This is a genomic window from Bacteroides fluxus YIT 12057 (assembly GCF_000195635.1).
In the GTDB taxonomy this organism is placed as follows: domain Bacteria; phylum Bacteroidota; class Bacteroidia; order Bacteroidales; family Bacteroidaceae; genus Bacteroides; species Bacteroides fluxus.
The window spans coordinates 13,055-36,270 of sequence record NZ_GL882621.1; the positions used below are offsets into that span (position 1 = coordinate 13,055).

Annotated in this window: 14 protein-coding genes; 4 read left to right on the top strand and 10 right to left on the bottom strand. The window is 46.1% G+C overall.

Annotated elements, in window-relative coordinates; translation table 11 throughout:
* Positions 1-49: 49 nt before the first annotated feature.
* The 5 genes from HMPREF9446_RS05110 to HMPREF9446_RS05130 form a co-directional block, all read right to left on the bottom strand.
* Positions 50-1,594: a DUF6562 domain-containing protein gene (locus HMPREF9446_RS05110; RefSeq protein WP_009124372.1), complete on the bottom strand. Its 1,545-nt coding sequence runs from the start codon at positions 1,592-1,594 to the stop codon at positions 50-52.
* Positions 1,595-1,655: 61 nt separating this feature from the next.
* Positions 1,656-2,681 (bottom strand): DUF6562 domain-containing protein, encoded by a 1,026-nt coding sequence (locus HMPREF9446_RS05115; protein ID WP_009124373.1) that lies wholly within the window; start codon positions 2,679-2,681, stop codon positions 1,656-1,658.
* 22 nt (positions 2,682-2,703) lie between these two features.
* Complete coding sequence (locus tag HMPREF9446_RS05120) at positions 2,704-3,492, bottom strand: DUF3575 domain-containing protein (protein WP_039968643.1); 789 nt, start codon at positions 3,490-3,492, stop codon at positions 2,704-2,706.
* 215 nt (positions 3,493-3,707) lie between these two features.
* Positions 3,708-6,314 carry a DUF4962 domain-containing protein gene (locus HMPREF9446_RS05125; protein ID WP_009124375.1) on the bottom strand — a complete coding sequence of 869 codons (2,607 nt, stop codon included), beginning with the start codon at positions 6,312-6,314 and terminating at the stop codon, positions 3,708-3,710.
* Positions 6,315-6,447: 133 nt separating this feature from the next.
* On the bottom strand, positions 6,448-7,812 hold the full coding sequence (locus HMPREF9446_RS05130) for a sulfatase family protein (protein WP_039968619.1): 1,365 nt from the start codon (positions 7,810-7,812) through the stop codon (positions 6,448-6,450).
* Positions 7,813-8,086: 274 nt separating this feature from the next.
* On the opposite strand from HMPREF9446_RS05130, the gene HMPREF9446_RS05135 reads away from it, so the two are divergent.
* Entirely contained in the window at positions 8,087-10,285 is a 2,199-nt protein-coding gene (locus tag HMPREF9446_RS05135) for a DNA topoisomerase 3 (RefSeq protein WP_009124378.1), read from the top strand.
* A gap of 1 nt (position 10,286) precedes the next feature.
* Here the strand turns inward: HMPREF9446_RS05135 and HMPREF9446_RS05140 are convergent, their stop codons facing one another.
* From HMPREF9446_RS05140 to aroC, 3 genes are read right to left on the bottom strand one after another with little or no spacing between them, the layout of a single operon-like run.
* On the bottom strand, positions 10,287-10,841 hold the full coding sequence (locus HMPREF9446_RS05140; protein ID WP_009124379.1) for an NUDIX hydrolase: 555 nt from the start codon (positions 10,839-10,841) through the stop codon (positions 10,287-10,289).
* Positions 10,842-10,887: 46 nt separating this feature from the next.
* Entirely contained in the window at positions 10,888-12,243 is a 1,356-nt protein-coding gene (locus HMPREF9446_RS05145; RefSeq protein ID WP_039968646.1) for a dipeptidase, read from the bottom strand.
* Between the two features lie 15 nt (positions 12,244-12,258).
* Positions 12,259-13,335 (bottom strand): chorismate synthase, encoded by a 1,077-nt coding sequence (gene aroC / locus HMPREF9446_RS05150; protein WP_009124381.1) that lies wholly within the window; start codon positions 13,333-13,335, stop codon positions 12,259-12,261.
* Between the two features lie 587 nt (positions 13,336-13,922).
* Between aroC and HMPREF9446_RS05155 the strand changes: the two genes are divergently transcribed.
* Both HMPREF9446_RS05155 and HMPREF9446_RS05160 read left to right on the top strand, forming a co-directional pair.
* Positions 13,923-15,128 carry a DUF4925 domain-containing protein gene (locus HMPREF9446_RS05155; RefSeq protein WP_009124382.1) on the top strand — a complete coding sequence of 402 codons (1,206 nt, stop codon included), beginning with the start codon at positions 13,923-13,925 and terminating at the stop codon, positions 15,126-15,128.
* 232 nt (positions 15,129-15,360) lie between these two features.
* A complete protein-coding gene (locus tag HMPREF9446_RS05160) occupies positions 15,361-16,644 on the top strand; it encodes an L-cysteine desulfidase family protein (RefSeq protein ID WP_039968648.1) in 1,284 nt (427 codons plus the stop codon).
* Between the two features lie 81 nt (positions 16,645-16,725).
* On the opposite strand, the gene HMPREF9446_RS05165 is transcribed toward HMPREF9446_RS05160, so the two are convergent.
* Both HMPREF9446_RS05165 and HMPREF9446_RS05170 read right to left on the bottom strand, forming a co-directional pair.
* The gene (locus HMPREF9446_RS05165) at positions 16,726-17,304 is read right to left on the bottom strand and encodes an FKBP-type peptidyl-prolyl cis-trans isomerase (RefSeq protein ID WP_009124384.1); all 579 of its coding nucleotides are present in this window, start codon (positions 17,302-17,304) and stop codon (positions 16,726-16,728) included.
* Positions 17,305-17,391: 87 nt separating this feature from the next.
* A complete protein-coding gene (locus tag HMPREF9446_RS05170; protein WP_410510772.1) occupies positions 17,392-19,521 on the bottom strand; it encodes a polysaccharide lyase 8 family protein in 2,130 nt (709 codons plus the stop codon).
* 597 nt (positions 19,522-20,118) lie between these two features.
* On the opposite strand from HMPREF9446_RS05170, the gene HMPREF9446_RS05175 reads away from it, so the two are divergent.
* Positions 20,119-23,211 (top strand): SusC/RagA family TonB-linked outer membrane protein, encoded by a 3,093-nt coding sequence (locus HMPREF9446_RS05175; RefSeq protein ID WP_245532245.1) that lies wholly within the window; start codon positions 20,119-20,121, stop codon positions 23,209-23,211.
* Positions 23,212-23,216: the final 5 nt, after the last annotated feature.

Below are 23,216 nucleotides of genomic sequence, written 5' to 3' on the forward strand. Positions count from 1 at the left end.
TTGCCTTTCAAGATGAATGATTAAGGTCGTTGCTGTTTATTGGGATGGGTTATTCTCCAAAAATGGTCAAGCAAGGGAATATAAGTGCAGATGTGGTAGCTCCACAAGCTTCCGTCTTACTTACGACTTCATCGTTTTTTTCATATAAGACACCGCAAACACTGTTGTACGCATTACCTTCCTTGGGTGTGTATTCAGCTACTGAACTTGACAAACAATAATAGTTTGATGAATAGGCTGCCTTTAAATTGGCTTTCAAAGTGGCATTGTCTAAACTCAAAGCATCGTTCAACTGTGTCTTGGAAGGGATATACCATGTGCTCAGATTGGCTCCTGTCAATGTCGGCAGCGTTGCTGAATAATAGGCATTGAGCAATTTAGATTGTTCTGTTGTCAGGTTTCCGCATTTGCCTTTAAGTGCTGTATCGAAAGCGAAACCGCTATATGTAGTTTCATCATCAGCTGTGACCTCTAATGTTAAAGAACTAAGGTCTCCTATTACCAAGCGACTGGTTACTTTATCCAGTGAGATGGCATAAGCTTTGGCTTTCTTGGTATCGGGATAGGTTGAGTTGTCAGCCTTTCCATCAGCCATTGCAAATATCACAGCGACAGCATTTGCAGCATCAGTCACCACTTCACCTGCCGCATTGATATAGCTGCCTACTTTCATTTCACCGGGTACAACCGGTTCTTCAGGTTCGGTAGAGCCGTCGTTTGTAAACTTGTCATCGAAAGAAATTTCCACATCAACCTTGTCGGCAGGAATATTCGGAATATCCATGCTTCCAATCATATTCTCATCGGTTGGAGCAGATGTAGAAGCCGTAAATTTAATAGCAGGTGCATCTGTAGCATCTCCCTCCTTGTATAGCATGATAGGCAATTCCAGCTTTGTATCAGTCTGGTTGCTGGGAGCAAATACAAAGAAGCTGGTCCATTCTCCGGTAGTGGCATCGTTCATGGCAATTCTCTCCCGTTTGATGTTTTTAGCGGCAGAGCAGGTTTTGCTCATTATGTTGTATCCATCGGGGACTGAAAACTCTGCAATTTGTATTTCTTTGCACTCACCAAATGCCTCTTTGTTAGTAGAACCTACCACAATCTTATTGAACGGGCGTTTCAAAACAATACTGGTAGAGCCTCCTTTGGCCATTTTGCCGCAAAAAGCATCACCGGCTGCTGTAAACATGGTGTTTTTATTGTGGGCAAGAGTAACATTAGGCAGTGCTGCGGTGTTGTAGCAGTTGTCCTTAGCAATGCTGGTCACATAGTCTGCCCAAAATACAACAGAGTATTCCCCCTCGGGTTCGGTGAACGAGAAATTCACCTTGTCTCCGGTTACTTCTGTTGTTTGTCTCATTTCTTCGCCCTCAATGGCTGTTCCGTTTTCATCTACTACCTGCATGATGCAACGGCGTGTCATACTTTCTACTTCAGGCATTCCAGCACGGGTAGTAGCGCTGCCCGGCACACCTACACTGACTGTAATCTTACCATTCTCGCTGTTTTCGGAAATAATTTCCTCCTGGCTGCAAGATGCGAGCAATATGACAAAAAGAGCCATTACTGAATACAAAAAATTCTTCTTCATGATTTTCTTAGATTAAAAGATTGTTATTTATTTTTGTTTTTAGTCCTTGAGTCGATTGTTCTTACAGAGGTTTTATCTCTACATCCAAGTCCACCTCGCCATCAAAATCGGGCTCGAAGCCGACACCGTCATCTGACGATACGGTGAGGAATGCACCCTTCACGACACTGTTCTTACTACGTACGCAAGGGATGCGTACCACAGAACCGGCAACGGTCTTGTTCTTGCTATCCACCACCTCTATCTCTACTGGAATATAGGTAGTCTTTTCTCCTGTCTGCACGAATACATAGTCGAATCCCAGACTCAATTCGCGCGTTCCCGCTTCGGGCAGGCTGAAAGTCTTGGAGTATTGCATATAGCGCAACGAGTGTTTGGGAACATCATCCAGCACATTGTAGCCCACAGGCAGATAGTCGTTGTACTTGATACGAGCGGTGAATTTGTCACCGGTAATCTCGCCCGCAGCCACTTTACGCAAAAAGGAAGCTACGTCGTTTGCCACCAGTTCGTAGCGCGCCACCGGGCGGGCAAGTTCCACTTCTACGCTCACCTCGGCATTCCATTGGTTGCTATAAGCGGTCAAATCCAGTGGGACACTGGCGGCAAAAGCATCCTTGTATTCGGTGTTACCGCAGTGCGTGGAACTGACGGGAATCAGCGGTACCAGTTCTTCGGTATCATAGATGAAGTCCTCCGTCGGTGCATCTGCTTTCACGTAATCCGACCACACTACCAGTTGGTAGTTGCGTGCATGAAGTTTCATGTTGACGGGCAGTGATAAGTGGGTGCGGTCGCTCACCTCCTCTACGACAGTCTGACGTGCTACCGGCTGCCGGTTAAGGTATGCCTCTACAATGAAGCGGTGCAGGTAGCCATCCTTCTCGGCTTCGGCACGTGTAAGGGGACGTTCACCCATGTTTATGTTCACATTCAGGTTGGCAGTCAGCAGGACCGACGTAGGGTCTACGCCCACTTCGCCATCGGCGGTCAGTTCCGGCTCTTCGTGCAGGGTACATCCTGCCATCAAGCTTGTCAGGACAAGCAGGCCGGCTGGACGGAACAGTTTCTTCAATATCTTGTTCATGGTATATGCTTATTGATAGTTCTTAAAAACGATAGACCAGCGAAGCTCCCAGGCGGGTGATGCCCCAATAGTGGCGGACGCGCGTATCCAGGCATGCTCCGTTGTCTATATTATAATAGGTGTTGTACTTCATGTTGGCATAGCCCAGTCCGAGGCTGAACTCTGCTCCCCAGTGTTCGCTCAAGGGCAGCTTGTAACCGTAGCTCAGTCCGGCTCCCAACAAGGGGCGTTCCGTATCCTGATAACGTGTATCGTTCCACTTCACGTTGAACCATGCCACGTGGGCATGCAGTCCGAAGTAGTGTCCGTATCCCGTTTCCCGACCCATCCACCAACGTGCTTCCGGCTGGATGGCTACGGTGCGGATGCCGTGTTCCTGCTCGTAGTCCCACAAGCTCCAGATGACAGGCAACTCCACGCTGACCTTCGGTGCTACTTGTATTTCCAACCCCAGATTCATCAGTGCCAATGCGTCGTAGGCCACGTTAGTCTTCAGTGCTACATAGCGTCCGTTCAGGCTCTCCTTGCTTCCACGCTTATTGCCTCGCTTCAAGGATGCCTTGGCGTTTTTGCCGCCTTGTCTGGCCTTAGCTGTTTTATTGTTGTTATTCTTTGTGTTTTTCTCCTCCGGCTTTGCCTTGGCTGTTTTTGAGGCACCACCTTTGGTATTTCCTACAAAGACTGTTGTCTGCTCCGGCTTTGCCGAAGTCTGTACTTTGGGTTTTGCCGGAGTCTGTGCCAGCAGGGTGGTCGAAACCATCAGTCCGGCAACTGCCGTCAATGTACATTTTGGAAATCTGATATGTATCATACGTCGTTTGGTATCTCCTGTTTTCATGATATTCCGATTGTTCGGTTTCTTGTATTTTTTTTCGTATTTCCCGGTAACAAATGTAATAGTTAACTGCTCTCGGATATTTCACCCACGTTGTTTCTTCTGTCAGGACTGTTGAAATTATCTTTATTTTCGTGTATATAACTTTTAAAACTGTCCAATTAAGAAGATTACAACGTGGTCGGTGTTACTTAAATCTCCAGTTCGGGCAAAACGTCAGACATCCGCGTCTCATAGCCATTTTCGTTGACCACTGTTTCTTGCCCTGCCTTGTAGCTGATGCTCACGGATTCTTTGGTGCTGCGGATGAAGAACTGGGCATTTCCTTCTGTCTTCACATTCACACTGATGAGCCAGCCACCCGCTTTGATGCGTCCGTCGGACAGAATCTCCGGCGCTTTGGCAGGATGCTTCAACGCGTGTGTATTGATAATGGTGGCAAAGCGATATACTTTCGACTTCTCCGACTTTGCCATGAAGTGCCAGTGGTTGGGATATTTTTTGAAGTTTCCTTTGTCATCGGCACGCAACCAGTTGTGCGCCGGCACAAAGAAACGGCTGGTAGTGTCGGTCTGCAATGCACCACTGGAGAAAATGTAGGCATCGGATGCTCCGCCACGCCCCGACAATCCCTGTACATGTACATACTTGCCGTTGTTCTGGTCCACGGTCATCGGTTCTGCCACGGTGTGGAGCATGAAGGTGTAGTCTGCAGGTTCGGATGACTCCAGTTCGTCATAGATAAAGATATATCCCGTATTACCCAAATGTACAATGTGGCGGCGGAAGGTTTTCAGGGGAACATCGTCCCAACCGTTTTCCGGTGTATAGGCAACTTCGGACTGTTCGCCGCGCTTCAGCCAAAGCGGGGAAGTGACCTTACCGTAGGCGTTGGAGGCATCTCCCAGCACATAACCAATCTTTTCACCGGCATAGTAGCGGGGAATCCAGCCGTAACCTTCCACACCGATGCGTTGTCCCATACCGTTTATCAGGATGGTGTTATGACCGCGTGTGGCACGGTGGCACAGCATGCTGTGTGCATCGGTGAACTCAATATGATGGCCGCTACTGTAAAAAATGGGTTTTCCACCGTAGAAGGTGTTAAAGGCATTTTGGTTGGCAAGTGCGTGCGAGGTAGAACCGTAGGGACTGCTACGGAAACTCCACATGGCATTGCTGCCCACGCGATCCCAGTTGGTCTGGAAAGAGGCAAGTCCGGTTTCGGGGAAGACATATCCCCAAGGTAGTGCCGTGAGTCCCGGACCTTCGGGCAACGGCTTGTTGCATTGCAGGCGAAACCAAGCCAAGTCGCCGGGTTTGTTCAGCAAAGCTTTCTTCATATAGTCCGGCTCTTTCACCAAGGTGCGGCGTACGAAGTCGGCGGCGTAGGTGTTGCCGGTCAGTTTGGCCAGTGCATCCAAGTAGCCAATGCGGATGCTGTTGGGACGAGCTACGTTCTGGTGCGAGCTTCCGTTGCCTCCTGATTTGGAGAAAGGAGGTTGCTGGAAGATGGTGTACATGACGTTGTTTTCGTACCAAGGGTCGGAAAAGTAGTCGAAACCGGTGAGCCTGCTGTAAAAGTAAGGTACTTCGATGAGCGTACGGGTGTTGACGGTGAAGTAAGAGTCTCCGTTGTGCCATCCGCCGTCCTTGTTCAGTCCCGGGAAACGTGCCAGCCACACGTTGTAGCAGTAGTCTGTCCAGATGTCGGCTTCCGGTAATTCGCCGTAGACGCTGAAAGCAGCCATAGTGAGGATACGCAAGGTCATCTGCCAGATGTGGTTCTCGGCAATGTGGTTTTCCAGATAGTTGTTGAAGTGCTTGTACATATCCGTTCCTTTCTCTTTGATGGCATTGAGCAATTGCTTGCGTTGTGCATCAGAGAGTTGGTCATAGAAGGTGTCATAGGCCATGGAACAGAGCGAGAGCAGTGCGGAAGCATTGAAGTCACCCTTTACATTCTTGTCCTTGTCCCAGTCCATCATGGTGAATACTCGTTTGACGGCAGCATCTGCATATTTCTTTTCTTTGGTGAGAATGTATGCGCGAATAACGGCCTCCGTGTTTGACTCTTCGGCATCAATGATGCGGCGGCTTTCACGAGTGAGGTAAGAGTTGATTTGCATTTGGTTGGTGAGGTTCTTCACCTGACTGGTGTTGATATCCTTCACACTCTTCATGGGAGTGGCCAGTACCTTGTCCGCACGTTCCAAGTACCATTGGCGTTCGGGTTTGTTTATGCTTTGACCGATGAACGAGTGCCAGTTCTCTTTCTCCACCCACACACGCGGATGAGTTTTGGGAACTTTGGCAAGCAAGGCCTTCAACGAAGGTGGGCAGAACTTCTGTTTACTGTCGCCTACGGTGACTTGCAGTACCTTACTCCAAGTGGTCTGTCCGTTGTCCACATAACCATATTGCCAATACCAAATGCCCGGTGTGAGTGGTTTCTCCGGATTGAAGAAGGGCCAGCGGGTGTCTGCCTGCACTAATCCTTTCTTGAAGTCGGCATCTTGTGCGTAACGTATCTTATAAGCCAGTTTGCTTTTATCTACCTTTTTGACCAAGTGCTCAAAGCCGTCCATAGGAGCTCCCTCTGGCCGGGCTTCCAAGGGAAGTGGCCATTGGAATGAGACGAAGCGGTCGTTCACCACCTCTTTATCTAAAGGAGAAGGAGTGGCACGCGACTCATGCATGAGGGAAGTTTCCGTCAGCCGGATGAACGGTGATTGTTGTGCTTGCAACGGCACGGAAGCCGCAAAGAAAAATAATGCAATAAATAAGTTTCTTTTCATGATATTTTTCAGGTTCTTGTTTCTATCGGCAAAGAAATCCGATTATGGCGGAATGCCATTTTTCTCTTGTTTTTTCTTTCTTGAAAAAAGTGCAATTTGCTTTCGATTTTGTTTTTCCGAATTTCAAATTTGTTCATTCCCCTTCCGGCACATCGTTTATTTTCAGCCTTGTAGGACGAATGTGATGTCTTTTCATCCATTGACGGAGGATGTCACGATGTTTCTGAAGCTCCTTCCCATAAGTGCTTTCCACAGCAAGGTTTCGCATCTCACCACGGTCGGCCTGCATATCAAACAACTGCTCACGATAACGTCCTTTGTCGTAAAGTACATATTTATAACGGTCGGTACGAATGCACCATCCTCTGGTCTTTCCACCGTCGAACTGAGTTTCGGTAACGACATATTCTTGATGGGGATTCTGTGGATTGCCAGCTTCCACTATAGCACGGAAAGAGGTTCCATCAATGTATTTAGGGGCAATGGCTTCCGTCCAGTCACAGATGGTGGCGAAGAAATCCACTCCGTTGCTGATGAGTTGCGGAAGTCTTTTACCGGCATGCTTCTTACCGGGTAGGGTAACAATAAGCGGAACATTGGTCACTTCTTCATATAATGCTGACTTTTGGTTCCATTGGTGTGCACCCACTCCGTCACCGTGGTCACTGGAGAATATCACTATTGTATTCTCCCAAAGATTGTATTTGTCAATAGCGTCCACGATTTTCCCGATTTCGGCATCCACCTTTTCTACCAGGCGATAATAGGTGTAGCGATACTTTCGCCAATCATCGGGGGTGAAGCGGGTAGTGGGATATACGTTGTAGTTGTTGTTCCTTTCATGCTCGATGACATCCGCGTCGTATGGATTTTTGGCAAAATTAGCAGGTACACCCGGGCAGTCGCGCAAGTCGGCTTCACCGATGTTGCCATAGGGCAGGTTCTGGCTGCGGGCGTATTCGCAGATGTTATGCGGATTGTCGAAGGAGGCTACCAGGAAGAAAGGTTTCTTGTGTTTACGTGCAAGATATCCGGCACAGGCTTCCGCCAATCCGTCATCATTATGCTCGTAAATATGGTCGAAGCCGTACACCTTGTCCGGAATATCAAGCAATGGGAGATGCCATTTGCCTCCGTATGCACAATCATATCCCGCGCTCTTGACCAATGTCCCCAAAGTCTGCGTTTTCAATGAATCGGGCATTGGCGCACCGTTCACCAGCAGTCCTACTGTTTCCGGATAGTGTCCTGTAAACATGGCGCCTCGTGAAGGTCCGCTGAGAGGGGCGGTGCAATAAGCGTTGCTGAACATCACTCCGGCAGCGGCCAGCCGGTCAAGGTTGGGAGTATGCACATCGGGGTTTCCGGCGCAACTCATGGCTTGAGCCGTTTGTTGGTCGGTGAAGATGTAAATGATGTTGGGACGTTCGGCGGCAGCGGCCATGGAGGAGCATAGCAGCGAAAGACATGCCAGATGCTTCGTGGAAATCTGTTTCATTTTTATTGTTTTTTAGGTATTGAATTTTTGTTGTAAAGGTCTTTTTCTATCAGGGGCTAAATTACACCTTTTTACTTTCACGGGCTTGTCCGTCTGTGCTTTTGATTGCAAGAAATGTACATAAGAATAGCAATCCTGTCCAAAACCCTTTTGTATTTGTGCATTTGCACATTCCTGCGTTTACCTATTCCCGCATTTGCACATTCCCGTGTTTGCACGTTTCCACATCCATACTTTTTCGTACCTTTGCCTCTTGAAATTCAAAATGAGATAAATGATAGTTTGTATTGCCGAAAAGCCCTCTGTGGCGCGTGACATAGCCGATGTATTGGGAGCGAGAGAAAAGAAGGACGGATACATCGAAGGAAACGGATACCAGGTGACCTGGACGTTCGGTCATCTTTGTACCCTGAAAGAACCGCATGAATATACTCCTAACTGGAAGTCGTGGAGCTTGGGAAGCCTGCCTATGATACCGCCGCGCTTCGGCATCAAGCTGATCAGCAATCCTACTTACGAACGTCAGTTCCATACGATTGAAACCCTCATGCAGCATGCCGACATGATTATAAACTGCGGTGATGCCGGGCAGGAGGGAGAGTTGATACAGCGTTGGGTGATGCAGAAGGCCGGAGCACGCTGTCCGGTAAAGCGCCTGTGGATTTCCTCATTGACTGAAGAGGCTATCCGCGAAGGATTTGCCAAGCTGCGCGACGCTTCGGACTTCCAACCTCTATACGAAGCCGGGCTTTCCCGTGCCATCGGTGACTGGCTGCTCGGGATGAATGCCACACGTCTCTATACCATGAAGTACGGGCAAAACAGGCAGGTGCTTTCCATCGGGCGTGTGCAGACACCTACATTGGCACTTATCGTGAACCGTCAGCTTGAAATACAGAATTTTGTTCCCAAACAGTATTGGGAACTGAAGACGGTATATCGTGATACCACCTTTTCTGCTATTCTCAAGAAGAGTGAGGAGGAGCTGGTTTTGGAAGCCGAGAAGCAGAAAGAGGCCATAGCTGCCGGGAAGAAACCTAAAAAGGAAGAGGAGAACCGGGGGATTGAACCCATTGCCGACCGTGAGCGTGGCATGGCATTGCTTGAGCAGATAAAAGACGCTCCTTTTACTATCACCGGCATCACCCGGAAAGAAGGGAAAGAAGCGCCGCTCCGTCTGTTCGACTTGACTTCGTTGCAGGTAGAGTGTAACAAGAAGTTCGCTTTCTCTGCCGATGAGACACTGAAGTTGATCCAGTCTCTGTATGAGAAGAAGGTGGCTACCTATCCCCGTGTGGATACCACTTTCTTGAGCGATGATATTTATCCGAAGTGTCCCGGGATTCTGAAAGGCTTGCGGGATTATGAAACCTTTACAGCCCCGTTGGAAGGCACCACCCTGCTGAAGTCGAAGAAAGTGTTTGATAACTCGAAGGTGACGGATCACCATGCCATCATCCCTACCGGGCAGTATCCGCAAAATCTGACGGATATGGAACGCCGGGTATTTGACTTGATAGCCCGCCGGTTTATAGCCGTATTTTATCCTGACTGTAAGTTTGCCACTACAACCGTATTGGGTGAGGTGGAGAAGATTGAATTCAAGACTTCCGGCAAGCAGATATTGGATCCGGGCTGGCGTGTTGTCTTCGGTACCCCTGCCGCCGGAACCGGACAGGAAGAGAAGGAAGATAAAGAGGGGGAAGGTGAAAATGTGCTTCCGGCATTTGTGAAAGGAGAGAGTGGCCCTCATGTTCCGGATTTGTATGAGAAGTGGACGCAGCCACCCCGGCCTTATACAGAAGCGACTTTGCTTCGGGCCATGGAAACTGCCGGCAAGCTGGTAGATAATGATGAGCTGCGCGATGCTTTGAAAGAAAACGGTATCGGGCGTCCCTCCACCCGTGCGGCCATCATCGAGACTTTGTTCAAACGGAATTATATCCGTAAGGAGAAGAAGAATCTGGTGGCTACTCCTACCGGAGTAGAATTGATACAGATTATCCATGAGGAACTCTTGAAGTCGGCTGAATTGACCGGTATTTGGGAGAAGAAGCTCCGGGAAATAGAAAAGCGTACTTACAATGCCGGACAATTTCTGGAGGAATTGAAGCAGATGGTTTCGGAAGTAGTGATGAGTGTGCTTTCGGATAATAGCAACCGTCATATTACGATACAGATGCCTGCTGCCGAGAAAAACGGTAAGTCCGCCGATAAAGCCGGGACTGCCGGTAAACCGGAAAAAGAACCGAGGAAGAGGACGCCGAGAAAACCGAAGGAAGAGAAGAAAGTGGTAAAGGATTCGGATGCAGCCGTTCTTCCTGTCGAAGGAAATGCGGCCCCTGTACCGGTGGATACTTTTGTGGGGAAGCCTTGTCCTCTGTGCGGAAAAGGTACGGTTATCAAGGGGAAAACGGCTTACGGATGTTCCGAATGGAAAGCCGGATGTACTTTCCGCAAGCCGTTCGAGTAACCTATAACCCGTTTTCAGCCATATATTTCCAAAGGGGAGCTGCCATCAGGGCTTGACGAATATTTCCTTGCCGCAATAACTCTTTCACTTCTTGCAATGAAAGCAGATGCACCGTCAGGCTCTCTGTATCTTCCAAGTGTTGTTCGGAAATCTTTTCCACATCCGTAGCCAGAAAACAATAGGTGATATTGGTATGTGTACCGGGGTTAGGGGAGATTTGCATGTACTCTTTCCAAGTCCCGTTGCCGTAACCGGTTTCTTCCAATAATTCCCGTTGGGCGGAAACCAATGGAGAGGCATCTTCTTCTTCACAGACTCCGGCGCAAAGTTCATAACACGTCTCCTGTATTCCGTGGCGATATTGGCGGATAAACACGAACTGGCCTTCACGGGTGATTGCAAGGGTATTCACCCAGTCGGGATATTCCAATATATAATAGGAAGGGATATGGTTGCCATTTGGCAACACTACATGGTCTTTACGTACGGTAAGCCAAGGTGCCTTATGCAGGTATTCGCTGGAAATTATCTCCCATGCGTCTTCTGGTTTCTTCATGATCCTTAAATGATTTATATTTTGAATGGCACGCTTCCGCGCCGGTTTATTTATAGTTCATGTAGAACTCCACTACCGCTTCGATGCCTCTGCGGAAGATGTCTAAGGGTATATTCTCATTGGGCGAATGGATAGCGTTCGATTCAAGTCCGAAGCCCATCAGTACTGTCTTGATTCCCAATACCTGCTCGAAGGTGGAAATAATGGGAATACTTCCCCCGCGGCGTACGGCCAATGGTTTCTTGCCGAACGCTTTCTCAAATCCTTTTTCCGCTGCCTGATAGGCGGGTAGCGTGATGGGGCATACATAGCCCTGTCCGCCGTGCATAGGCGTAACTTTCACTTTTACTGTATCGGGTGCGATACTTAGGATATAATCGGCAAACAGTTGTGAAATCTTATGATGGTCTTGGTGGGGTACTAACCTGCAAGATACCTTTGCGGTAGCTTTGGAAGGAAGTACGGTTTTAGAGCCCTCCCCTGTATATCCTCCCCAGATGCCGCATACATCAAAAGACGGACGGCAACTGTTGCGTTCCAACGTACTGTAACCTTTTTCGCCGAACAGTGCTTTCACGTCAATGGCTTTCTTATATTTCTCCTCATCGAAAGGAATGTGGGCTATCATGTCCCGTTCAGCTTGCGGCACCTCTTCTACATCGTCGTAAAAACCGGGTACGGTAATACGCCCGTCAGCATCCACCACCTGGCTGATCATCTGACAAAGCACATTGATAGGATTGGCTACAGCGCCGCCAAAGTGTCCGGAATGCAGGTCACGGTTGGGACCTGTAACTTCTATTTCCCAATAAGCCAGTCCGCGCAGTCCGGTGGTCAATGAAGGAAGATCGGCACCGAGCATGCTGGTGTCTGATACTAATATCACATCCGCCTTCAGCAGTTCTTTATGTTCCCGGCAGAAACCTTCGAGGCTTGGAGAGCCGATTTCCTCTTCACCTTCAAAGATGAATTTTACGTTTGTATTCAGCAGATTGTTCTTTACCAGATATTCAAAGGCTTTCACTTGTATGAAAGATTGCCCTTTGTCATCGTCGGCACCCCGTGCCCAGATGTGTCCGTCGCGTATTTCAGGTTCAAACGGCTGGCTTTTCCATAACTCCAGCGGTTCGGCAGGCATTACATCATAATGGGCATATACCAGTACGGTTTTTGCCTTCGGGTCAACGGTCTTTTGTCCGAATACAATCGGATTGCCTGCCGAGGGCATCACGAATGCCTCGTCTGCTCCGGCTTCAAGCAATAATTGCGCCCAACGCCGGGCACAGGCGAGCATGTCGTCGTGATGTTCCGGCTTTGCACTGATGCTGGGGATGCGGATGAGGCTGAACAATTCTTCCAGCATCCGCGGTTCGTTTTCTGTGATGTATTTCTTTATTTCCATAATCATATAAGATTTTTAAAGTTGGGTTGTCCTGTCTATCAGATAATAGTCCAGCAGCGTCAAGGCAGTCATTGCTTCGACAATGGGCACGGCACGGGGCAGCACGCAGGGATCATGGCGTCCGCGGGCTTTCAGGGTGGTATCTACACCGTCAATGTTCACCGTATGCTGTTCCATCAGTACGGTAGCCACCGGCTTGAAGGCTACACGGAAGTAGATGTCTTGTCCGTTGCTGATGCCGCCTTGGATACCTCCGGAATGGTTGGTACGCGTTTCAATGCGTCCGTTGTTGTTATAGAAGACATCGTTCTGCTCAGAGCCTTTTTGCTTCAGCCCCTTGAAACCGTCACCGTATTCAAATGCCTTGGCGGCGTTGATGCTGAGCATGGCTGCGCCCAGTGCGGCATGCAGTTTCCCGTAGATGGGCTGTCCCAATCCTATGGGGCATCCCTTTACAACACAGGTCACTACGCCTCCTATGGTATCTCCTTCACCTTTGATCTTGAAGATGAGGTCCTCCATTTCTTGGGCCTTCTCGGGGTCGGGGCAGCGCACCGGATTGGTTTCGATGAGGTCGAGGTCATATGCCGTATAGTTTTCTTCCAGACGGATAGGACCTACCTGTGAGGTGTATGCCGTGATGTGTATGCCCAACTGGTTTAAGGCCATTTTGGCCAAGGCGCCGGCCACGACGCGCGAGATGGTTTCGCGGGCGGAAGACCGGCCACCTCCCCGGTGGTCGCGGATGCCGTATTTTACTTTATAGGTGTAATCGGCATGTGAAGGACGATATACTTCTTTCAGATTGTTGTAGTCGTCGGAATGCTGGTTCTCATTCCATACAATGAAGCCGATAGGGCAGCCGGTGGATTTGCCTTCGAATATGCCGGAAAGGAATTCCACTTTATCGCCTTCTTTCCGGGCAGTGGTGATTCTTGATTGTCCGGGACGACGACGGTCCAGCTCTTTCTGCACAAAATCCATGTCGATGGTTATCCCTGCGGGAAATCCGTCTATTACACCTCCTATGCCTTTACCGTGTGATTCTCCGAAACTGGTAAGGCGAAGAATATTTCCAAATGAATTGAACATATCAAATGCTTTAAAGGTTTATATATGAAGCTAATGCGCCATCTGTTGCTTGATAATGGAAACTTTTGGCACTATAAAGATAACAATTTCTTTTTAAAAACGTTTTATCTTATATAAGAAATGTGTTTTTGGTGGCTTGGATATAGGGGTTGTAGCGGGAAGTATAAAGAGGAATGCCGGAGATTGGATGTAAGAATCGTATAGTCTATGGGTGTATCTACTAAAAAATAATCGTCCGACAGCTGTTTAATTATCGTCCAACAGTTGTCTAATTATCGTCCGACAACTGTCGGACGAAAAGAAAACGATTGTCGGACGATTAAATATTGGCAAACGCGGCATCAGTCCAAGGTAGTTTGTATAGTATAGATATCCTGGAGAATGAATTAGATAAGACGGAGAGGGGGCGTATGGTGGATATCTCTTCATTAAGGCAACTGTTTGATGTGAAAAAAAGAACATCCTTTTTTTAGAAAAGACCTTGCACAGCAATTTTAAAAGGTGTTATTTTGCACCCTTGATATAAAAAGGGAAATTGATTGCTCTTTAAAGGGCTTTTTATTAACTAAACAAGTACTCATAAAAGTATGAAAAAGAATTTATTTTATTTGTTTGCATTGATTTGTTCAATGGGATTGTTCACGGCTTGTAGTGACGATGACGATGACAAGTCATGTCCTGTTCCTCAAACGGAATTTACTGCTGCCAATGGATTGAAGTTGAATTATAATGGTGAGCAGATGTTAGGCAAGAAGGTAACATTTACCCCGGATGCTTCTGATCCTACCAAGGCTACTTTGATATTATCCGGCAATTTGGATTTGTCGGGCGCGCTTACGTCCAAAGCCGACAATCAGTCTATTGGGGCGGGTGTTTTGCCGGGAAGTCCGGTTGTTACTTTGCCTGTCACTCTGAAGATTCAAAATGGTGAATGTTCTTTTGACGGTACAAGCGAGACAACCTATTGCACTTTCTCTTACGCCGGGAAGGTATCTACTACTGAAATGCAGCTTGATTTGACAAATGTCACTTTGAAGAACAGTGCTTTGGCAGGTACCACTTGGGTGCCTAATCCTTTCGACCCTTATGAAGATGATCAGACCCCGATCCATCTGGTTTGGGATGCGGAGAAGAAGGCTACAATAGAAATATTCCCCGGTTACGAATCGGAAATGCCTATTTCATTCATAATCAACATGGCTATGCACATGGATTTGATTGACATGGGAGAGGGAGAGAAGACAACCGTGCCTGCAATGTTGTGTAATGTGCTGAAAAGTATCACGTTGGGTGCCGACGGTAATATCTCGGCTTCTTATGTTGATGCCGCACAAGGGGGCACTGAGGCGGTAAATACTCCTGCCAATGTTGCGCAGTATGTTTTGCTTGACGACTCTCACATGAAAGTATATCTCAATCTGGATGCCATTTTGGCAAGTGTTGCCAAGGCAGCTTCTATAAATACAAAGGGGGTTGACATGGGTACCGTGTTGGCGCAGGCAATGGAAGTGCTGCTTCCCTTGGTAACGGACGGAGTTCCTTTGACCTATGTAAAGAGCGAGGGTAAACTGACTGCATATTTGGATACTGAATTGCTTCTGCCTATCTTGAAAGGTATCGTAGCTCCTATGTTTGCTGATGAAGAATTCGTTGCTGGTCTTATTGAGATGATGAAGGCCGATCCGGACTTCGGAAGCATGGCCGGCATGGCTGAAGGCTTGTTGAAGTCTTTGTCTGAAATTATCAATACAACTTCTCGCGTGGAGATTGGCTTGAAATTGAATGCTCAGTAACAACTTTCAGCAAGAAGCGGAATTCTGATTATATATGTATGACAGTCCTCCCTGTAACCTAATATTAGGTTACAGGGAGGCTTTTTGTTTTTAAAGCAGCAACTGCTTTGCTTGGTTAAAGATTTTGGCTACTTTTGCATATGAGTTATTTGACAATGGAATGATGCAAAACACCGGATTTGGCATCGTCTCTAACTTGTTTTAAGATATGAATGTAACTAAGTAATATATGATGGGTGAAATAGAAAGACAGCAGATCATCTCTTTGGTCAAATGTGAAGTAATTCCTGCTATTGGGTGTACCGAGCCTATTGCAGTGGCATTGTGTGTGGCAAAAGCCGCGGAAATATTAGGTAAGCGTCCGGAAAAGATAACGGTTCTTTTGAGCGCCAATATTCTGAAGAATGCGATGGGAGTGGGAATTCCGGGTACAGGTATGATTGGATTGCCTATCGCCGTGGCGCTGGGCGCTTTAATCGGTAAGTCGGAATATCAATTGGAAGTACTGAAAGATAGTACGCCTGAAGCTGTGGAAGAAGGCAAACGCTTCATTGATGAAAAGCGGATTCAAATATCATTGAAAGATGGCATAGAGGAAAAGCTTTATATAGAAGTATGCTGTGAGGCCGGGGAAGATAAAGCGACCGCCATTATTGCCGGCGGACATACTTGCTTTATATACGTGGCGCGTAACAATGAAGTGCTGCTCAACAAGCAAACTGAATCTTGCCACCAAACGGAAGAGCATACATTGGAATTGACCTTGCGCAAAGTCTATGATTTTGCTTTGACTGCTCCATTGGACGAAATCCGGTTCATTCTGGAAACCGCCCGTTTGAACAAAGCTGCCGCCGAACGTTCTTTTGAAGGGGATTATGGTCATGGCCTGGGTAAGATTCTGCGAGGTACTTATGAACATAAGATATTGGGAGACAGTATATTCTCTCATATCCTTTCTTATACTTCCGGTGCTTGTGATGCCCGTATGGCAGGTGCCATGATTCCCGTAATGAGTAATTCGGGCAGTGGCAATCAAGGTATATCGGCTACTTTGCCTGTATTGGTCTATGCCGAGGAAAATGGAAAGTCGGAGGAAGAGCTTATCCGTGCATTGATGCTGAGCCATCTGACCGTTATATACATCAAGCAGAGCCTGGGACGTCTTTCGGCCTTATGTGGCTGTGTGGTTGCTGCTACCGGATCCAGCTGCGGGATTACTTGGCTGATGGGAGGTACCTACGAGCAAGTGGCATACGCAGTGCAGAATATGATAGCCAATCTTACAGGCATGATTTGTGACGGTGCCAAGCCCAGTTGTGCATTGAAAGTGACGACCGGCGTTTCTACTGCGGTCCTTTCTGCCATCATGGCAATGGAAAACCGTTATGTTACTTCTGTAGAAGGGATTATCGATGAGGATGTTGACCAAAGTATCCGCAACCTGACGAAGATAGGCTCTAAAGGAATGAATGAGACGGATAAACTGGTGCTTGAAATAATGACGAGCAAGAGCTGAGTGAAGAACGGGAAATGAAGAATGAAGTAGCACTATGCAAACAGGCCGCAAGGCAACTCTTCATTCTTCATTTTTAATTCTTTAGTGGCATCCTCCACATCCGCATCCGTCACCGCAATCTCCGTCGCCGCAATCTCCGCCGCAACTGTCGCATCCGCAACTGCCGCCACTCATCATACGGGCCACTTCGGCAAGTTCCTCATTGGTTGCCGGACGTGATACCATTACTTCACCTGTGAAATTAAGGTCGCATCCGGCCAACGGGTGATTCATGTCCATGACAACAACATCTTCCTTCACTTCTACCACACTGCCGTTGATGCGCTGGCCTTCTGCGGTCATCAAGGGGATGATGGCACCTTCTACAACACGTTCGCTGTCGAATTTTCCCTCGATGATAAATACTTCTTTAGGAAGATCGATGACATGGTCGTTATCATATTCACCGTATGCTCCGGAAGCAGGAATCGTAAAGTCGAACTTGTCACCGGCTTTCAAATCCTTGATCTGTCCTTCAAAAGTTTCTAGAGTCATACCCAATCCGGAGATAAACTGGAACGGGTGTTCGGCATTGGCTTCTTCTACAAAATCTTTTTCTCCGTCTTCTATTGTGTACAGCTTATACGCTACGGTGATGTACTTGTTTTCTACTGTTTCCATTAAATCTTTGTTAATTAATAAATATAGGGTACAAAGATACGATTTTTTTTGGGTAACTGTTGCACAGCTCTTTATCTTTAGTGTCTTTCAATATTTTTTAAACCGGATGTCGTATGCTTTGGTGGCTCCGGCATAAATGCCGCTATCCTTAAAGCTGCATAAGATGGTTTGGGGGGCCTTGGACCGGCCGGGCAGTGTGAGGCTGACCTGTATGTCGGCCTCCGTTTGTCCCGGGTCTGCGATGTGCAGAGCGGCCGTGTGAGGGCCGTTTTCCTTAATCATGAGCACACAGGCCTTATCTACCGCCACCTGGATGTCCCGGTGCTTGAATTCTCCGGCATTGTAGAACACCATTCCCCAGATTCCTAGATCTTTATTCCTGACAACCTGCACGTCTGCCGTATTTGCTGCAATCTCTATATTTCCCTTTTTTCTGTATTTGTTAATTGCTTTGGGAGTGTCTTTTCCGGGAACAACGAGGTAGGCGTAGGTGGCGTCCGACGGTTGTGTCCCGTGGTTGATGCCGAGGGTAAAGACCTCTTTCTGTTGCATTTCTTTGGTGGCAGTCCGGTTGATGTCGTACCAGTTTCCACTTTGCGTCTGTTTGGAGACAAATACATCTGCCTTTTCAGGGAACAGGTAGGCGACTCCATCGTGTAGTATCCACTCGGGGGAATTGTAGCTGAGAGAACCTTCTTCCAAAATGGACCTTTTCCCTTTCGAACAGACAATCGCTTTCTTTTCCCGCGCCGACAGGCATTGGTTGATGCTGGTATTTATTTCTTTGTCTGATGCGGAATGTATATCTGCACCCAGGCAAACCACTTCTTCGTCGAAAAAGAACCATGCTTTTCGGGCACCGGTATGGATACTGTCGTAAGTATCTATATAGGAATAGGCAGAGACGCCATAGAGGCTGTCCGATACCCCGCCTGCAAAAGTGGATGTGCCGGGTGTCTGCCAGTCGCTGGCCGCTTTAGGGATTTCCTGCAATTGGGGGGCGGTTACTCCGGGAATACGTGCCCAGTTCCATACGGGAAAGATGCCGGCATATTCATTGCCTGCCGTTACGATATTGGTACATCCGTCGGACATGAAGTAGGTTTTCAGGTTTTCACCGTTTCCATACTCACAACGGGCTGTCCGTGTAGATACCATACGGACGTCGAATGTGTAGCCCGGACGTATATGCAAGGTATAGTCTCCGCGGAAGTAATGGGTATGTCCTGACTTTAGTTTGTATTCGGCAGGCTGCTTGCCTTCCAGGCGGGCTATGATGGCTTTGAATTCATCGGCATGTGCGCCATCCAGTTCGACCATACGTCTGGCGAACAGTGCAGTGTGGGATTTATCTGTAACTTTGGGACGGCTTACGCCTCTTCCCAAAACATCGAACAGCATGTATTGCCCACGTATGGTGGGATAATATGTTTCGCGCATGAACTTGCTCAGCAGTGCGAGTTTCTCCTGTGGTATGGCATAGCGTGTCCCCCTTGTGTACATGGCAACTTGCGTAATGCCTTTTAGGATTTCATCGCCATACCCTCCGATGTATAGCTGCTGTCCGTGCTGAAAATAACTATTGTCGTGCTGAAAGCCTTCCTTGGTGGTATAGACAATCGGATTATATACATTTTCAAGAGCAGTTTCCAAATCTGTCTCGTTTTGTGAAAGGCAGGCGCGGTATATCCAGTGGAGGGCAATGTCTGTGCGATTGGCACCCGTCCATTTGGCCGGGTCTCCGCCATCCTTTTTGATACGTTCCAGAGTTTTGCTTTCCAGTTCTGCGGGAATCCGCTTGTTGCCCGTACGCAATTGTATCAGCATGACGCCCAAACGTTGCGGTTCGGCAATTTGATTGTACCACCAATTATGGCACCATGGATTCCGCTCGTACCAGTATTCGAGTCCCTTTACTATCCGGGTGAATAGTTTTTCATCTTTATAGTATTTATTTTCGGGCGTGGTATAAGCGAATGCAAAGTCATAGAGACGGTCCACATGTGTAAGCGGTGGCCAGTTGGTACGCTGTATGCTGGCATAGTCCACGTCGGTAAAGGAACCGTCAGCCTCGTTGTAGGTTGCTAATGCTTCTTCAATCTCTTCTGCCGGAGGGTTGATGGCGAAGTCCTGTCTTATTTTCTCCATGAGCAACTGGAAATCGTTGTTTTGGACTTGAGAAGTAGCATGCAGATTTATATGTGTGGAGGTGCACATGATAAATGTAAAAAAAATGATAGTTAGAATGTGTTTTTTCATTAGGGAGTTTGATTTGAAATTTTATATTGGAATGATATCAATTACTTTTCTTCATTATTAAAAAAGTGTGCTGTTAATGTTTGCGAAGGTATTTATTTTTATTTAAACTATAGCAAAAATAGATTGTTATTTTATATGTTATACTTCTGTTTGGAAGATTAATGCTATGTATTGGTATACAGTGTGTTATCTATTTGCTTTGAATTTGAGTAAAAGAAAAGTCTAAAACAGTAAAATCATATATTTTAATACTCATAGTTTTGTGGCATTAATTTTAATGTAGGAATATTAAAGAAGATAAAGCTTTGATATGCAGGATATTTTCCTGTTATCTATGTTGTGAAAATAATCAATTAATCTAATTTATTATGAAAAAGAAAAATTTTATGATGGAATTTGAGAATATTTGTTTTCAGAGACTTTGTCCTTGAAAAATGTTACAAACTATTTGAGTATAATCAGATATTTATTTATACTTCTTTTTTATTGAAACACACAATTATTCTAAATTTAAATCTAAAAAAAATGAATTTTAAGAATTATGTAACGCTTTTATTGTTACTGATCTTTTGTCTGCCTCTGTCTGCACAGGTAGGGGGAAACACGTCTGGTGCGACGATTACGATTAAGGGTCAGGTAGTTGATAATTTGGGTGAACCGATTATCGGAGCTAATGTGCTTGAAGAAGGTACAACCAATGGTGTGATAACGGATATAGATGGTCGTTATACACTGGTTGTAGGTACAAAATCCAATATTCAGATTTCTTATATTGGATATGCCTCACAGACATTGAAGGCAAATGCTATTCCTTCCGTTGTAACGATGAAGGAAGATTCGGAACTTCTACAGGAAGTCGTGGTAGTTGGTTATGGTACAATGAAAAAACAGGATCTGACAGGGGCGGTGGCTTCTCTCAAAGGTGATGCTATTGAAAAGGAGCAGCGTCAGTCTATTCAGGACTTGTTACGTACAGGAGTTGCAGGACTTTCTGTAGGTATGGAGACTGACGCCAAAGGTAATACCTCTATGTTGATTCGTGGTAAAGGAACGATTGCCGCAAGCACTGATCCTTTAATTGTATTGGACGGTGTAATCTACAGTGGACAGATGACCGATATCAATCCCAACGACATAGAGCGGGTGGATGTACTGAAGGATGCCAGTTCTACCGCTGTATATGGTGCTCAAGCAGCCAATGGGGTTGTGTTGATTACTACAAAGAAAGGTACGAGCAGCAAGAAGCCTACTATTAGCTTTAATGGAAGCTGGGGTATTCAAATGGTGAATTCATTGCCTGAAGTATATGAGGGACAGGATTTTGTGAATTTCCGCCAAGCTGTAATGAAAAGTGCTGAGTACGAAAAAGCAGCTACAGGTTATTTTGATAATCCGGCGAATCTAAGTGGTTCTGAACTGGACGAATGGTTGGGAACTGATACAGGTAATCCTACGGAAGTATGGTTGAACCGTCTGCGTATGACTAATACCGAAGTTGATAACTATATGGCTGGCAGAACTGTTGATTGGAAAGATTTGACTCTTCGTACGGCTCTTCGCCAAGACTATACTGTGAGCATTGCTGGCAAAAAAGACGAGATGTCTTATTATTCTTCTATCAATTATCTGAAGAATGAAAGTAATAATAGAGGAAGTGACTATAGTGCTATACGTGCCCGTGTAAATTTGGAAAACAAAGTACAGGAGTTTTTGACTTATGGTGTGAACGCTCAGTTTACGAACCGTGATGAAAGTAGTCTCAATACTACAGATAATGCTGTTTATTCAAGTTGGTCTTCTGTATTGTCTCCCTATGGAAGTGTATATAATGAAGATGGCTCTCTAAAGCTTTATCCGAATGATAATAATAATGCTACCAATCCTCTTTTGAACCAAGTGTATTATAATAAGAAATATGATATCAACAATCTGAATACATCTATTTATCTGAAGGTTGATTTGCCATTTGGGTTTTCGGTACAGACTACCTATTCTCCTCGTTTTGAATGGGTAAATTATATGTTCCATCGTTCGGCTGATCATCCGTCAGCAGGAGATGAAGGGGGATATGTTCACCGTTATGCCCAGAAGGATTTTTATTGGCAATGGGATAATATGTTGAAGTGGAATAAAACTTTTGGTAAACATACTTTTGACTTTACAGGCTTGGTAAATTGGGAAAAATTCCAACGTTGGAAAACTACTGCTAAAAATCAGGCTTTCCAGCCAAGTGACAATCTGGGCTTTGGAGGAATTGGCTATGGAACTTCTCCTTCAGTAGATGCCGGTGATATTTATCGTACCGGGGATGCCTTGATGGGACGTCTGCATTATTCTTACAATAATCGTTATCTGCTGACAGCTACAGTGCGTCGTGATGGATATTCGGCTTTTGGTCAAGCCAATCCACATGCAGTATTTCCTTCTATAGCATTGGGATGGGTATTTACGGAAGAGTCGTTTTGGAAGAACTTAAATGCTGATTGGTTTGAATATGCTAAACTGCGTTTCACTTATGGTGAAAATGGTAACCGTTCTGTTGGGGAGTATGCGGCATTGATGCAACTTGAGCCCCGAAAATATATGTATGTGGATCCTGCCACAGGACAATTGGTGAATATCAATACTTTCTATTGCTATAATATGGCAAATCCTAATTTGAAGTGGGAAACCACGACCTCCTACAATCTCGGTTTAGACTTTACTTTCTTGGGAGGACGCTTGACCGGTAGTATTGATGCTTATCACAAGAGCACTACGGATTTGCTGAATAATCGTCAGTTGCCTAGCTTAATTGGATATAGCAGTGTTAAAGCTAATATCGGTGAAATTTGGAATCGTGGTTTTGAACTTTCTTTGAGTTCTACTAACATAAACAATGATATCTTGACTTGGCGTACTACATTTAATCTTGCTTATAACAAGAACACCATTAAGCATTTATATGGTATTATGGAGGATATTAAAGATGAAACAGGCAAGGTAATCGGACAGAAAGAAGCAGATGATATTACTAACGGATACTTTATAGGTCATGCTTTGGATGAAGTATGGGGATATAAGTTTATTGGCGTATGGCAGGATAATGAGACGGAAGAGGCTGCTAAATACGGACAAAGACCAGGTGACCCGAAGATTTTGGATAAAGACAAGAACTATAAATACGGAAATGAAGATAAAGAGTTCTTAGGCAATACGACTCCGAAAGTGCGTTGGAACATGCGTAATGAATTCACTCTTTTTAAAAACTTTGATATCTCTTTCAGTATGTACTCTTATCTTGGTCATATAAAGACGATGGGACGTTTCACCAATAATAATGCTTTGTTGAATACGGTAAACCAAATTAAACGTGAATATTGGACTCCGGAAAATCCGATTAACGACTATCCTCGTCTGAGTGCGAAGAGTCCAAGCGGTATCAGTTATTCTATATACAAGAAAGCATCTTTTATGCGTATAGACAATCTTTCTTTAGGATATACTTTCCCGAAGAATTTGTTGACACCGTTAAAGCTAGAGGCTTTGCGATTAAACCTGACTGTTAAGAACCTTGGATATTTTACAGGGTGGCCGGCCTATGATCCGGAAAATTCAGACAGCAATACTCCGCGAACAATTACTTTTGGTATTAATATGACTTTATAATAAAT